Annotated in this window: 12 protein-coding genes; 3 read left to right on the plus strand and 9 right to left on the minus strand. The window is 42.4% G+C overall.

The annotated features are described in order from the left end of the window. Positions 1-5 precede the first annotated feature (5 nt). The 5 genes from J0L83_12210 to J0L83_12230 all read right to left on the minus strand — a co-directional run bounded on the left by J0L83_12210 (position 6) and on the right by J0L83_12230 (position 7,304). The gene (locus J0L83_12210; protein ID MBN8665336.1) at positions 6-1,334 is read right to left on the minus strand and encodes an outer membrane beta-barrel protein; all 1,329 of its coding nucleotides are present in this window, start codon (positions 1,332-1,334) and stop codon (positions 6-8) included. Next, complete coding sequence (locus J0L83_12215) at positions 1,327-1,905, minus strand: sigma-70 family RNA polymerase sigma factor (GenBank protein ID MBN8665337.1); 579 nt, start codon at positions 1,903-1,905, stop codon at positions 1,327-1,329. The genes J0L83_12210 and J0L83_12215 overlap by 8 nt, the downstream gene beginning before the upstream one ends. Positions 1,906-1,993: 88 nt before the next feature. After that, entirely contained in the window at positions 1,994-2,608 is a 615-nt protein-coding gene (recR, locus tag J0L83_12220) for a recombination protein RecR (GenBank protein ID MBN8665338.1), read from the minus strand. A 53-nt stretch (positions 2,609-2,661) separates the two neighbouring features. Continuing rightward, positions 2,662-4,098: an Ig-like domain-containing protein gene (locus tag J0L83_12225; GenBank protein MBN8665339.1), complete on the minus strand. Its 1,437-nt coding sequence runs from the start codon at positions 4,096-4,098 to the stop codon at positions 2,662-2,664. A gap of 53 nt (positions 4,099-4,151) precedes the next feature. Beyond that, a complete protein-coding gene (locus tag J0L83_12230; GenBank protein MBN8665340.1) occupies positions 4,152-7,304 on the minus strand; it encodes an ATP-dependent helicase in 3,153 nt (1,050 codons plus the stop codon). A 62-nt stretch (positions 7,305-7,366) separates the two neighbouring features. Between J0L83_12230 and J0L83_12235 the strand changes: the two genes are divergently transcribed. Next, on the plus strand, positions 7,367-7,864 hold the full coding sequence (locus J0L83_12235; GenBank protein ID MBN8665341.1) for an SRPBCC family protein: 498 nt from the start codon (positions 7,367-7,369) through the stop codon (positions 7,862-7,864). Here the strand turns inward: J0L83_12235 and J0L83_12240 are convergent. The 4 genes from J0L83_12240 to J0L83_12255 all read right to left on the minus strand — a co-directional run bounded on the left by J0L83_12240 (position 7,861) and on the right by J0L83_12255 (position 12,098). Further along, positions 7,861-8,910 carry a porin gene (locus J0L83_12240; GenBank protein MBN8665342.1) on the minus strand — a complete coding sequence of 350 codons (1,050 nt, stop codon included), beginning with the start codon at positions 8,908-8,910 and terminating at the stop codon, positions 7,861-7,863. The two genes, J0L83_12235 and J0L83_12240, sit on opposite strands and share 4 nt — an antisense overlap. Positions 8,911-8,939: 29 nt before the next feature. After that, positions 8,940-10,400: a family 10 glycosylhydrolase gene (locus J0L83_12245; protein MBN8665343.1), complete on the minus strand. Its 1,461-nt coding sequence runs from the start codon at positions 10,398-10,400 to the stop codon at positions 8,940-8,942. A gap of 75 nt (positions 10,401-10,475) precedes the next feature. Then, complete coding sequence (locus J0L83_12250) at positions 10,476-10,970, minus strand: DinB family protein (GenBank protein ID MBN8665344.1); 495 nt, start codon at positions 10,968-10,970, stop codon at positions 10,476-10,478. Positions 10,971-11,066: 96 nt separating this feature from the next. Continuing rightward, positions 11,067-12,098, minus strand: coding sequence for an SPASM domain-containing protein (locus J0L83_12255; protein ID MBN8665345.1), 1,032 nt, complete (start codon positions 12,096-12,098; stop codon positions 11,067-11,069). A gap of 91 nt (positions 12,099-12,189) precedes the next feature. On the opposite strand from J0L83_12255, the gene J0L83_12260 reads away from it, so the two are divergent. Both J0L83_12260 and J0L83_12265 read left to right on the plus strand, forming a co-directional pair. Then, the gene (locus tag J0L83_12260) at positions 12,190-13,014 is read left to right on the plus strand and encodes a glycoside hydrolase family 25 protein (protein ID MBN8665346.1); all 825 of its coding nucleotides are present in this window, start codon (positions 12,190-12,192) and stop codon (positions 13,012-13,014) included. A gap of 261 nt (positions 13,015-13,275) precedes the next feature. Then, on the plus strand, positions 13,276-13,986 hold the full coding sequence (locus J0L83_12265) for a Crp/Fnr family transcriptional regulator (protein MBN8665347.1): 711 nt from the start codon (positions 13,276-13,278) through the stop codon (positions 13,984-13,986).

Below are 13,986 nucleotides of genomic sequence, written 5' to 3' on the forward strand. Positions count from 1 at the left end.
TGGTTTTATTGTTTCTTACTTTGGTTGAATGGTCGAATGATCAGGCTGGTGTAAACGCCTAAGCTCATCAGTTTGATATTGCCGGAACCTACACCTCCGAGTGGCAGTCGTGCAAAAGGCTCTACTTCAAAAAACAATCTTTCATGAATTCGTGCACGTAAGCCTGCTGAGAAAGATGCTATCCCCATCGGATAATTCCTGCTTGTATCATACGCAACATGTCGTAGGTATGGTTGCCCGTTATTGACAGATAAATAATAATTGTAGTTTTCTTTTTTCATCAAATAACTACTTAAGCCTGCTGCTGTAAACCAGCTCCATTTTTTCTCGGGCTGAGCGGTATATCTAAATTGTATTGGAATTTCCCACATATCGCAGAAGCCATTTACCCAATAAAGTTTAGCATTGGGCCAGTAGGCTTTCAAAGTGTAGTCTTCACCTGCAACTTTGTATTGCTTTCTCGTCATGATAGCACCTGTTCTTAAGCTCCAGTGATTGTTGAGCGGAATACCTATAACAATACCTGCGTTGGTTCCAGGTTGGTCCCAATACTTAAACTTTACAGTGCTGGCATCCATTCCATAAACAAGCCCGATTTCCCATTTGGAAGGAGTTTTCTTGGTTGTTTTTGGTTCAATCTTTTTTGGTGATGAAGGCGTTGTGTCTAAGTTATTAGCTGGGTTTTCTAAGGCACTCTTTTGTAAAGTGCTACTTGCAATAGAAGTGTCAGTACTTTGCTCAGTGCTCGTACTTTTTTCCTCAACCTTATTGTTTAGTTTAGACGGTTTTGTATCGTCCATAAATACTGAGCTATTTCGGGATATGCCTTTAACTGAAACTGCGGTAGTGTTCGTGTTTGTTTTTCTACTGCTGTATGAAGCATCAGAAACTTGTGCTTCAGGGGTTATGTTTTTTCGGATATTGATTGAAAAGACTTTTTTACTTGTGCTATTTTTATCCGGCTGAGCGGTGATAAAAGTTGAAGCTTGCGTTTGTGCAGTATTGTTCTGTGTTATTGAAGTTCTGACTTTTTCTATGTTGACAGATTTAGTAGGTGTCGTATTCTGTGTCTCTGCAGCTTTGCTTGCCGCAGGCTGTGCATCAGGAAGTACCGTAGTTGGATTCAGTTCATAAATACCATAAGCAATGCAAAGGCTGATACCGGCGAATAACCAGAAAAAGATGGCTCTTCTGCGTTTCTTTTTCTCTACCGGCATAACCAGGTCAAGCTTTTGCTCAATCAATTGCCAATCGGGTGCAGCCGCATCCGGATGATAGTGCTCGGCAGCTTGTCTGCCCAGACGTTCTATATCGTCATTCCATGCTTCAGGCATATGCTTGGCGATTAAATTTTTTTTTCAAAATAGCCCTCAGCGCTTCCCGGGCTTTAAACAAGTTGGATTTAGATGTACCAATAGAAATCCCCAGCATGCTTCCTATTTCCTCATGTGTATGACCTTCAATCACAAACAGGTTGAATACGGTTCTGTACATCGGCGATAATTCCCGCACTGCTTCGATGATTTCTTTGTAACTCAGCTGGTCAAGTGCATCAGCAGTCTTATCTGCACGATCAACCAGCTCCAACTCTGTAAACTGACTTGCAGGCGGATGCTTTTTACGTAGCCAGTCGATGCAATTATTGATCAAAACCCGTTTAAACCAGCCTTTGAAGGAGGCTTCGCTTAAGCCGTACAAACTTGCATCATACAGATGGATATTCTTATAAACCTTGATGAAACCTTCGCTCACCAATTCTTCCAGGTCCTGCTGATTGGATGCGTAACGGTAGCAAATATTCACGGCATACACTTTCAGCCATTCATAAAATCGCTGTTGTGCCTTCCGGTTATTGCTTTTGCAACCTTCCAGCAGTTCGTGTATTTCTTGTAAGCTCAGCTCCAATTTGATTCAGCAGCAGTTGGTGGTACAGTTAATACGTATTTTGTTAAAGGCTGGTTGCCTTTTGTAAGCTACAACTTAATCAGCAAGCTTATTTTACGTACTGCTGCACGGGCAGGCGGTTGGCAATGCTACGTGCCAGGGTCATTTCATCAGCAAATTCCAGTTCGCCACCAAAAGCAATGCCTCGGGCAATTGTCGTAATCCTGCATGGCAGGTGTTGAATCTTTTTCTGGATATAATAGATAGTCGTATCGCCCTGAATGGTTGGATTTAAAGCAAAAAGCAATTCTTCTGTACCTTCTTTACTGATCCGGTTCACCAAGCTTTCTATGTTCAACTGATCTGGTCCAACTCCATCCAATGGAGAGATAATCCCCCCGAGCACGTGGTAAATACCATTGTATTGCTGGGTGCTTTCAATAGCAATAACATCGCGTATGTTCTCCACCACACAAATCAGCTTTTGATTACGCATGGTATTGGCACAAGTGGCACAAATATCTCCGTCAGATATATTGTGGCAGCGATTACAAAAACGGATATCGCGACGCATTTTGGCAATAGTTTCACCAAAATGCTGTACTTCTTCCACCTCAGTTTTCAGCAGATGCAATACCAGTCTTAAGGCTGTTTTTTTACCAATACCCGGCAGTTTGGCAAACTCGGCTACGGCATTTTCCAGAAGGGTGGAGGGTAATTGCATGCCGCGAAGATATTATGATGGTTGCTGAATGAAAAGGGAATACAGAAATGTTTTTACTCATTGCTGAGTGAGAGATCCACTTCGTTATCCCAATTGGGCCTTACTGCTAATCGCTTTGCAAGCTGTATCACGATTTCAGGTTGTTGTTTGGTTCGGTAGTTGCCACTATCCCAAACACCATTTTGGTTGCGGTCAGAAAGTATCCGCAGCTCGTATTCTCCGGGTTTGTAGAGTTTGCGAACCAATTCTTTGCTGCGCATGGGTATTGCCTCAACGATTTTATCGTTTTGAACAAATTGAAGAACCGGGTTTGTATTCAGATCGAGATTGGTGATTCGAAGACGGATGGCGCCATATTCACTTTCTTTTTTAGTTCTAAAGCGGATAGTATCTGTCTTGGCTAAAGTATTACCCAAACTGTCTTTTAGCGCTTCCTTGGTGATAAGTAAGATCATCTGCTGATCTGTCTTCCAGGGATATTTCAGCGTGATGCTGCTTTTATTGCTATCGAGCTGTAGTTGATACCCTGTGTAGGATTTGAATAATGTATCCGTCAGGCGAATACCATTGGTATCCATAGATACGATGCGCTTACTGAGATTAATCTGCATGTTGCTCAATACATCTTGTGCTCCATTTTCCAGATTAGGCAGTGTGCGGATATAAGGACTTGGCTTTCTTTCTGTGTTATTGCCCTTTGCGGCTGGTTCTGCAGCATTAGCAGCAGGTTTGGGTTTTTCTTTGCGCTTGGTTTCTTCAAACGCATACAGGTTAACTGGCTTGGTGCCTGTACTTAGAATATCTACCGGTTCTGGCAGAAAGGCAAACATTTTGGTACTGTCGTCATATTTTTTACCATAATCATTAGGTAGTACAAATACATTGAATCTACCTGATGGCAGGTAGCGAAACGTAAATTCCCCTTTACCGTTGATCTTGGAATAGTAGAGTGGGCGCTCTTTTACAACAGCCGTATCATTCAGGTTACGATGCAGCACCACAATCAATGTGCTGTCTATTTTACCTGTTTCGGCAAGTTTCACTTTTCCGCTAAATGTATTATCGTCTAATACTCTACCCGTGGTGAATGCATAGGTAAAGCCTCTGGCCGGATTACCCTCATTCACATCCACAATCGCATTCCCGAAATTGAATGCATATGTGGTATTTGGTTGCAAACTGTCTTTGAGTCTTATATAGACATTACGCAAGCGATAATCTACTATCGGCTGTGTTTTAGGGTTTGGCGATACAATCAAGTTTTCGTTCAGTTGCTTGATGTCTACAAACTCATCAAAAGTGAGGGTGATGCGGTCAGTAGTAACACCAGTAGCAGAGTCTTTTGGTACAGCCATCACTAACTTTGGGGCTATGGAATCTCTCGGTCCGCCACCGGGAGGAATGATATTGGCACAACTGCTGAATAGTAATAAACAGATGCTTGTGCAAATAATCTGTGTCAATCCTAGCTGAAATATTCTCTGATACATGCGTGTGCAAACTTAGTGTGTTTCACCAGCAAGCCTGTGAAATTGTTCTTAAATCAATCTGTTTCTGCATCCGGCTCTTGAGCATCATGCAGGGCAATTGCCAGTTCATTGGTCTTTACGAAATTGCACCAATCGCAATCCTTCTTGCCGCAACCTGTGTAAAACTCCCTTGCCTGAATCTTATTCCAAACTGTTACAATCTGCTCACTAACAGTGGTGGTATCTTCAGGGGTAATCACCACTTTGGCTTTTTGGTATTGCTTTTTCTTATCAGGTTCAATAAAATCGAACTCCGTACTCACCACCTGCCAGTCCTTCTGCTGGTAATTATCTACCAATAATTTATAGAACACCGCCTGGCGCCAGTAATCGCCGCCGTTTGGATCTTTATCGTGAGGTGGCTTGAGTTTGTTTTTTGCTTTATCAATATCTCCGGTTTTATAATCAACCACATTCACTTGCTTACCGTTGAATTCCAGCTTATCCAACTTGCCCTTGATGGGCACGCCCTTCACCACTACATTACGAATGCTTCTTTCCACAGCAACTATCTTGTTCCATTGGTTGATATAGGTGTCGTAATAGTTACTCAATACCTCGTGGCCATATTCGATACGACGATCAAATTGCTCTTTGGTGAAATTTTCACGATGGCGATGCATATACCAATCAAAGCCTTCGATGAATGCTGCTTTATCTGCAAATACATTGTTGTGCTGCTGCATATTTTCAAACAGCTTTTGCAATGCGTGGTGTACTGCCGAGCCAAATTCTGTGGCTTCTGATTTACCGGATGGAACACGAACGAGATTATTGAAATAGAAGTTAAGTGGGCACTTCAAATAGTTATTCAGTGCCGTTACGTTCATGACAAACTTATCCAGCAATGGTGCCACAAATGCTTCTTCTGCTGCGCTGATTTCCGGTCTGGCTTGTTCCATAAACTGCAATGCGCGGAAAGTGTCCAATGTTGCAGTTGGTAATACAATTGTTTCAGGCGTATACCCATGTTGATCCTGTAGCTCGGCAACAAACATACTTGGTTCAATCTCTTTGCCTTCTGTATTGAATCTGCTGAATGATAAAGTCAGGCTCTGCTCTGCCCTTGTTAATGCAACATAAAATAAACGTCGAAGTTCTTCTGCATCTGCCTGAGCAGAGCTCACGCTTGTGCCTAATAATGTATCCGGAAGTCTGAACCCGCTTCCTGGTTTTTTCTTTTTCTCCCAAGCGCCTGCATTACAACCCGCAAAGAATACATATTGAAATTCAAGTCCTTTAGAGCCATGTGCTGTTAAGAGATTCACGCCACTGTCATTGCCATTAATTTGTACCAATGGTAATGGGAGGTCTTCTTCTTCCATTAATTCCAAGATGCTCACCAATTGAGCCAGCGAAAGCATTGGGTTCCTACGGGTTTCTTCTTTGATAAAGTCAAATAAACCCGTCAGTATGCGTAACAACCAATGCTTTTCAGCATGCTGCATGATGTGTTTCAAAACACCTGTTTGCTGAATCACTAACTCGAACAACTGTTGTAAAGTATTATTCGGTACAGCGGCAATCAGGTTTTCCAACACAGCACTGGCTTGTTTGAGTGCGGGGTCAAGGGCCTGACTGAAAAGATCTTTAGCCGGCTGTTGTGCTTTGGTGTAAAGTAGTTCGCGTAATGAGGTTTTTTGATCACTGAACTGCTTAGCAGCCACTTCCACAGATAGTCTGGCAATATCCATGGGCTTGGCTTTGAACCATTCGAAATGCAGGATTTCAAATAACATTTCATCGCCTCCATAAGGTGTATCGTGCTCTGCAGCCAGAAATTGCAGCATCAATACCAGTTGCCTGCCGAGTGGTTGCTCAAGTATGTTGACGTTTCTTTTACTGTAAAATGGTATTTGCTTTAGCCTGAAGTATCGAGCCAGCTCCTCGCCATATTTATTTTCTTTGTAAATGACTGCAATCTTACCAGGTGCAATGCCTTGCTGTAGTAATTGTTCAATGGCTTGAGTAATGCCCATCATCTCTTCATGCTGGTTGTTGTATAATACCAGCTTTGGCGTATGGGTTAGGTGATTGATCTTGGTATTAGCAGATGCTAATTCCTTGCTCAATCCCGGCATTTGTTTCACCAATCGCTCCTCATTTTTATCAATGATGGTTTTGGAGGCATCCAGAATCGGCTGCGTAGAACGATAGTTCTGCGTTAGCACCACGGTCAATAAATCTTTCTGGTATTGCTGCGCGAAGGAGAGCATATTGGCCACGTTGGCACCCTGAAAGCGATAGATACTCTGATCATCATCACCTACCACAAACACATTTGGTGCATCCCAGAAACTGATCAATAACTGTACTAACTTGTTTTGTGTGCCACTAGTATCCTGATATTCATCCACCAGTATATACTGGAATTGCTCTTGATATCGTGAAAGCAAACTGCTGTTCGTTTCAAAAGCACGAATCACCCAGTTAATCATGTCGTCAAAATCATAGCGATTTCGCCTGCGCATCAGTTCCTGAAAGCGATCAAATTCTTTCACTGCAGCACGAAGCTTTTCCATGCGCTCTTTTTCTTCATTGATCTTGTCTTCTTTCAGGTCACCAGCTTGTTTGTCCCGATACTTTTTCTTGTAAACAAATTCATCTCTATTCGGTAGATCATTGATGTAAGCATCAATTGCTGTTTCAATTTGCTGACTGCTCCAGCCCTCACGTTTCATGGTGCTGAATAAGTTCTGCAAGTGGCCAATCTCATAGTAGACGTCGCCCCTGTATCTTTTGAGCGGGTGATTTTTGGGGAAAGCATTGATCAGTTCTTTGAAGAGGGCAATTCTTTCCAGATCAGAAATAGGGTCAAGAGTGTTCTTTTCAAAAAGCGAAAGATTCTCCTGAATGATATCATTACAAAAAGCATGGAAAGTGTAAATGTTCACTTTGTATGCGTCGGGCCCGATGAATTGTTGCAGACGTTTGCGCATGGCTACCACACCGGCATCGGTATAGGTAAGGCAAAGAATATTTTCCGGTAATGCATCTGTTTCCAGCAAAATTTTACCAATTCTCGCCGAAAGAATCTGTGTTTTACCGGTGCCGGGGCCTGCAATCACCATTACTGGCCCCTCAATGGTATCTACTGCTTTCTGCTGTTGTGGGTTTAAACCCGCATAAATGGAACGAAAATTTGCTTCTTGTTCTGCCCTTGTCATGCTTTCAAAGCTACAGTATCCCAACCTTTTAATTGCAGATGTGTTGTATAGAAAACATCGCCATGAGCAGGGTTTATTCCATCAAGACAGTTCAGCGTATGCCCATTGATTTGGAGCGCGCCTGGGACTTTTTCAGCAAGCCGGATAATTTAAAAGACATTACCCCTTCTAATTTGGGTTTCAATATCATTTCCAAGCATCATGGTGAAAGAATGTATGCCGGACAAGTGATTGAATACAAAGTGAGCCCTGTATTGGGTATCCCCTTGTATTGGATGACAGAGATAACCCATGTGGCCGATAAGCAATTTTTTGTAGATGAGCAGCGATTTGGTCCTTACAGTCTATGGCATCACCAGCACCATTTCAAAGCCATAGAGGGTGGGGTGGAAATGACAGATATTGTGCATTACAAACTGCCGCTTTTCTTTTTGGGTGATATTGCCAATACAGTTTTTGTGAAAGCCCAGCTGAAAGGCATTTTCACACATCGTTTCAAAGCTGTTCAGGAGCGATTTGGTGTTTGGCAGGGAGATGTTAATGAAGTCATCTTTGGTTAACGTGCCAGTATCAGCGCAAAAGCTAGATTGCTGTTGCGATTACTGCTGTTAACATCCTTCAGGAAAATTGCATTTTGGTCGTTGAAGTGCTTCCACTCTCCACGCAGTGTTAAGTAATGATTCACTTTGTAGTCGGCATTCAAACTGTAGCCGCTCGTTTGTAGTTTACCGTAACCAAGTGCATCTTTAGTGTCTGCAAAGTATTCATAGCGCGTTGCCAACAACCATTTGGAGTTGAGTTGATAGCGCATGATGGCTACCGGTGTTATCCAGCTGCGCTGGTGATTGCTGTAATGGTCTACACCCAGATCCAAGCCAAGAATCCAACTCAAGGTATTGGTAGTATGCATCCAGTACCAGTTATGATATTGCCTGAAAGTGCGATAATTACTTAAGCCCATTCTGCCAAAGAAATTGCTGTAATTAAAAAGATTCTTCCCTTTTGTATAACTGATTTGAAAAGCGGGTGTTAATGCTGCATTCGCTGAGGGTTGTTGCACATTCTGCCAACCGCGAACCAGTAGCGCAGTTAGTTGCCATGCACCGTTTACACTGATGTAGCCAAGTTTGATGCCCGACTCATAGTAAGGTGAATTTTCTGCAACCCTGCTGCGCGTGAGTGTCCAGCAATTGAGCCCTTCTGCACTTTCAAAGCCAATATGCGAGGCAAATACGCCTGCATCCAACCATAGATTCGATTGCTTACTGAGTTTGATACCGGCATTCAGCTCATATATGTGTTGCCAGAAATTTGCTTCGGCAGCCAGATTGTATTTGCTATAATCTCCTGCCATCAATGCCAGATTGCTTCGGAAATTATTCGATTGATATGTGCCTTTTACAAAAAAGAGATTCAATGCTGGCGTAGCTGTTTGCTTGTGGTTATATGTGAAGGGAGGTCTTTCTTTGTTGAATGGCTGATTGAAGTCGTGGTTGTAGTAAAAGCCTGCATACGCATCCCAGCTAAACTTTGGTTTTGTGGAATCTATTTGAGCGCTTATAGTAAAAGCGTTGATGCAGCATAATATGGTTAAAACAAAGCGCATAAAAAAGAGGAGTTGCCTCCTCTTGATACTTAGTTCAGTTCAATCAGGTTACTCATATTGTTATTCTTATCCACTGCTGCCACAAAGAGTGTGTGACCGTTTTGTCTGTGGTGGCTTACCTGGATATCTGTTTTCCCCGTTTGCATGATCCATTGCACAATCACAGGATTGCCACCTTTTACACCTTTATCAGAAAGTAGCACATATTGCTTAATCTGTTCTTTGCCGTCATAGATTAGGGTGTATTGGTCCGTATCTCTTTTTCTGGCACTAGGTGGTGCGGGTTTCACATCATCCAACCATGGCATGGTTGGTACCAATGCAGGTATTGCATAATAGTTATTGCGCAGACTATCATTCCAGCCATTCGGATTTTTTACAAAACTCTTACTGCTGAAATACACGCTACCCTGTGTGGTATTGTAATTACGCAGCAAGCGAATTTGTTCCGGTAACTGATCAAGGCTTTTCCATGCGGGAGAAGTTCCGGCGCGATAGATACCCTGGCCAATATACAAATGCTTGCCGTAGGTATGTTTGTTCCACCACTCTAGTAATACATCATAATCTGCTACTTTAAAACCTCTTTCCCAGTACAACTGCGGCACCACATAATCCATCCAGCCTTTTTCTAACCAGAGCAGAATATCTGCATAGAGATCGTCGTAGTTAGTCTGACCTGCTTTTGTGGCACTACCCTTGGGATCTTGATCCAGATTGCGCCAAACGCCAAACGGACTAATTCCAAACTTTACCCTTGCATTGGTTTGCTTGATGGTTTCATACAATTGCTTGATGATGGTATCACAATTGCTTCTGCGCCAATCGTCTTTATTCATCCCCTTGCCATAAGCAGCAAAGCTTTTTGCATCAGGAAATTCTTTCCCCGCAATTCGGTAAGGATAGAAATAATCATCCATGTGAATGCCATCCAGATCATATCTGCTCACCAGATCCTTAACAACACGGTTTACATGCGCGCGTGCTTCTGGTACACCGGGATCGAAATATCTTTTATCGCCATAATCCACAAACCATTCCGGATGTACTTTGGTGATATGTGATGGTGCTATTTTGGATTTGTTGATATTGAACACAGCGCGATAAGGATTCAGCCAAGCATGAAACTCCATACCTCGCTTGTGTGTTTCCTCAATCATAAAAGCCAGTGGATCATAATAGGGTGAAGGTGGTTGTCCCTGAACGCCCGTGAGATACTCACTCCATGGTTCATATTGTGAGGGATAAAAAGCATCGGCGGCAGGGCGCACCTGAAATACAATGACATTCATGCCATTGCGTTGGTGCATCTCCAGCATGCGGATATACTCTGCTTTTTGTTCTTCTACAGACAGGCCTTTTTTGCTTGGCCAGTCAATATTTTCTACAGTAGCAACCCAGACACCACGAAATTCATAGTTGGGATTTTGCTGTGCGCTTAAGGCTGTCAGTAACAGCGAAAAAAGGGTAGATAGTAACAGCTGCTTCATCTGTCGAAGATAAGTTAGTCAGCTGTAAACTGCGTGTATGTGGATGATTCAAGACGATTGTCTCAATAATGCACATCAGGCATTCACCTGTTTCTGTTGCGCAATGGGATTGTGTTCCAGTTTCAACATAAGCATGCGGTACATGTGATGCGCTTCATGCAGTAGGAAAAAGTCAATCCAGTCGCCAACAGACATACTGCCGTATAATGCATGGGTGCCTGTTTTGCTCAGTTGTGCATCAGTCAGGGCTTCAGCAATGCTGATCAGGTCTTCTCTTCTTTCCTGAATACGATCCCAAATATCCATCACTTCTAATTGTTGATATTCCTGGAAAAGGGGATCTTTTTTGGTATCGTAGGCAGAGAAAACGGAAGCCTGATTTTGAACAATATCATTCAGGCGATGAATGAATCTTGGTTGGTAAACAGCCAGATGAATCAGGTGCTCGTAAATACTCCAGGATTGATCCTGTTTCTTATGTAAAGCTTCTGTAGATACATCAGCTAATATTTTGCGCAAATCGAGGTGTTGCGTTTGTAAACGGGTGATGATGGATGCAGATAGTGCCATTGGGGTTTTCTTTCTAAGAACAAGGTAGGAAAGTGTTGCGCAGAAAAAAAAACCTGTTTACAACCAAATCGTTTAATACAATAGCTTCAGGGGGTACTAATCCTGCCAAATGCGCAAGCCTTCGCTGCAGTTGGAGCAGATGTCAATATTTTTTCTGCTGCTCATCAATTCCTTTCTGAATTGCTGGTAATTGGCATTATGCCATACATCTTTAAAACTTTGCATTTTCAGATTGCCCAGGTGGTGCATGGCGTCTTTATCAAAGCAGCAGGGCACAACAATACCATCCCAGGTGATTACATTGGCATGCCAGAGCTTCCAGCAATGGTTTTGTAAGCCACTTTTTACCCGAATTTGCCCTTTTCGGTCTTTTTTATACCTGCTGTATTTGTCAATGCTTGGAATAAGTTGGTTAGGGTCGTTTTCGTAATCATAAACCTGGGCGGTTTTTAGCCTTACCTGATCCACGCCGATTTCCTTGCCTAATTGCTTAACTGCTTCTATCTGATGTTCATTTGGTTTTACAACCAGAAACTGAAAGAAAACAAAGGGTGTTTTGCTGTTCAGCGCTTTTTTCCATTTAACAATATTTCTGGCACCTTCCAGCACTTTCTCCAGCTTACCACCCACGCGGTATTGTTCATAAACATCCTGTGTAGTACCATCAATGGAGATGATTAGTCTGTCCAATCCACTTTCAACTGTTTTCCGTGCTTTTTCATCCGTCAAGTAATGGGCATTGGTAGAAGTAGCGGTGTATATACCCTTATCATGCGCATATTTCACCATATCCAGAAAGTCCGGATTTAAATATGGCTCACCCTGAAAATAAAAAATCAGGTAGATCAATTCCTTATGAATATCATCAATTGTTTGCCGAAAGAAATCTTTCTGCAACATGCCGGTTGGTCGGGTGAATTCCCTTAAACCGCTGGGGCATTCAGGGCAGCGCAGGTTACAACTGGTGGTTGGCTCAAAAGAAATGGAGATAGGTAAACCCCACTGTGTGGGTTTACCGGTAAGCTTACTGATTTGATAGCTGGTCCATACTTTACCCGCATTCCAAACTTTTGCAAACCTGAGTTTGGAAATCAAATTGAGCGAGTCATTCCAGTTAAAATATGGCATGCGCCAAAAATAAGCGAGTAATTCAGAATCGCAGAGCTTTGTGTATGCGCAATCGCTAATCGCGCTATATTTTCAGCATTTTTGCGTACAGATGGCAAAGCATAAGGTAGTTAAGCAAAAAACCATAAAATCAAAAGCTCGTACAAAAAAGCCAGCTTGGAAATTATGGCTTCCGGTAGGCATATTGGCGGTTTTATTGATCGGAAATGGTTGGTTTGTTTACCAGAAATGGAAAGCAGATCAGCAGGAAGTAGTTGCTAAGCGTACCAGTTTTGAAGCGTTTGGTATAAGTATGCCTGCAGACTATAGCATTCATGGCATTGATGTAAGTAGTTATCAGGGGGCAATTTATTGGCCTGGGGTAAAGCAAATGAAAGCCGATACCTCTTCACTCAGCTTTGCATTTATCAAAGCCACCGAGGGTTTGAATGATGTTGACAAACGATTTGCCTACAATTGGGCTGAAGCACGTAAAGCTGGACTTGTGCGAGGCGCATATCACTATTTTTTGGCTACCAAAAGCGGTAAAAAGCAAGCAGAAAATTTCTTGAAAAATGTGCCCTTATTACCGGGCGATCTACCACCTGTTGTAGATATTGAAAAGTTGCATCGCGTGCCAAGAACACTGATGCGTAAGCGTTTGCAGGAATGGCTGGACCATGTAGAGCAGGCAACTGGCAGAAAGCCGATTATTTACACTTTTGCTGATTTTTATGAAAAGGAACTTGGCCCGGATTTCAATGCTTACCCCTTATGGGTAGCGCATTATTTTCAGCCTGAGCGGCCGAGAATCAACCGGCCCTGGTCTTTTTGGCAGCACAGCGATCAGGGTCAGGTAAGTGGTATTACCATGCGGGTTGATTTCAATGTTTTTTCAGGAAACCAGGAAGCATTAAGACAGCTCTTATTACCTTGAGCGCAAACGTTTGATGACTTTTCTGTTGAGGGAATGGTACAAGTATATTAAACCAAATTAGGTGTTCATTTAAAGCTTAATTCATTGATTTACATTTGATTAGTTGTAGTTTCGCCGCGTTTTGGATAAAATGTGTTCTTTTTTTGTTACAAGATGCCCCTTGATTTCTTTCACAAAAGATTGTAAATCAATAATTTAAACAAGAAAAATTCACAGAGATAGCGTTGAAATACTTAGATTTGAATTAACAACTGTTCTTATATGAAAGCCGAAGTTGATCACTCACAATGCCAGTACTGCGCACATCGCTTTACCTCTGTTCTCTGTAAAGCGAAAAGCGAGTTTTTAGAAGAGATCAACATGCAGAAAGTCTGTAACACCTACAAGAAAGGACAGGTGATATTTCATGAAGGTGCATATCCATTCGGCGTGTATTGTATCAATGAAGGAAAGATTAAATTATCCCATCTCGGCGATGATGGAAAAGAGCATATCACCAGATTATTGAAGGGTGGCGATATTATGGGTTATCGCGCATTATTGAGTGGAGACCGTTATGGTTCTTCTGCTATTGCGCTGGAAGATACACAGGTGTGTTTTGTTCCAAAGGATTTGTTTGTGCATGCGCTGAAACATGATGCTGGCTTGGCTTTCGAGATGATGAAGATGCTGAGTGATGAGCTGCATAAAGCTGAGGTAAAGATTACGCATCTGGCACAAAAACCAGTTCGTGAACGTTTGGCTGAAACCTTGCTCTTCATCAAAGAAACCTACGGTTTTGAGCAGGATGGTACAACCTTGAATGTGCGTTTATCGAGAGAAGAAATTGCCAACCTTGTTGGTACTGCTACAGAATCTACCATACGTCTCTTATCAGAATTTAAAAAAGATGGCATCATCGATCTTGACGGAAAGCGAATCCGTATAATGAAAGTTAAGGATCTGGTGCGCACAGCCAATTTACAGGATTAA

This window comes from Chitinophagales bacterium (genome assembly GCA_017303835.1).
Taxonomy (GTDB): Bacteria; Bacteroidota; Bacteroidia; order Chitinophagales; family Chitinophagaceae; genus JAFLBI01.